We start from the raw sequence: 977 nt of genomic DNA, 5'->3' as shown, positions 1-977 counted from the left end.
CTCGAGCCGGCGCACGACATGATCGAGCGCTTCGAGCGCTCGTGGCATCTTCAGGCCGACGAGATCGTGGCGGATCCGGTCGATTGTGGATGGCGTGGTATCGAGCGCATTCGTCATGGACGCTGCTCCTTGGCCATCACCCGGGCGACGGCATCGTAGAAGGCCAACGGGCGCTGAGCGACCCTGTCGCCTGAGCCATGAAGGATGACCTCGTCGTTCCTCAGTCTTTGTCGGCGCTTGTGGACGTGGATGTTGCGATGCCCGGGCTCGACATGACGCTGGTGCCGACCTTCTAGAATGGGATGGGTGGCAATCAGTGCGCCGTCCTCGAAGATGCGCAACTCTTCGGCCAGCGTGTGTACCTCGACGACACGGCGCCTGGTGGCGTCGGGCACGCTATAGAAATTGCCGCCAACGCTAACAATGCCCTCCCGGCTGATGCGTCGCTCGAGCTTCAGGACCGATCGGAACGGAGCCAAAGGCAGCGGCCGCAGCGCTGCCCGCTCCTCGGCAAAAGCTTCGTTGACGACACGCCGTGTGGTTGCGTGAACTCTCGGGTTTGCGACCGTGTCCAGCCAATGACGCAACTGGGCGTTCAGGTCTTCGAGGTTGCGAAAGGACCGGGCCAGGAAGAAGTCCTCGCGAATGTAGCGGAACGGTCGCTCGACCTTGCCTTTTGTTTTGGCGCGGTAAGGCCGGCAGGCCTTGGGATGGAAACCATAGTGGCGGGCAAGATCGACGAGGGCACGGTTGTAGACGATGCCGCCGGTATCGCCTTCGCCGATCACAGCCGTCTTCATACGGTCGTAAAGCACTTCGCGAGGAGCGCCGCCCAGCGCCTCGAAAGCCCCAGCATGGCAGCGCAAGACAGTCGGCAGATCCTGGTGGACGACGAAGCGTGCCCAGATAAGGCGACTGAAGCCAAGCACCATGGAGAATAGCCAGACGATTCTCGGCGTGGTCGGCTCATCGGCAAA

The 977-nt window shown here is 62.1% G+C and carries 1 protein-coding gene and 1 pseudogene; both read right to left on the bottom strand.

Features of this window, described 5'->3' with window-relative positions; translation table 11 throughout:
* Positions 1–117, bottom strand: a pseudogene (locus NKH91_RS32250) (AAA family ATPase); the annotation flags it as partial.
* Positions 114–977: IS21 family transposase (gene istA / locus NKH91_RS32245; protein WP_352951036.1), on the bottom strand; the 864-nt coding region annotated here is incomplete at its 5' end. The gene istA and the pseudogene NKH91_RS32250, both read right to left, overlap by 4 nt.

Origin of the sequence: Mesorhizobium sp. M0894 (genome assembly GCF_040319725.1) — a bacterium.
GTDB lineage: Bacteria > Pseudomonadota > Alphaproteobacteria > Rhizobiales > Rhizobiaceae > Mesorhizobium.
This window is presented reverse-complemented; position numbering and strand designations above follow the sequence as displayed.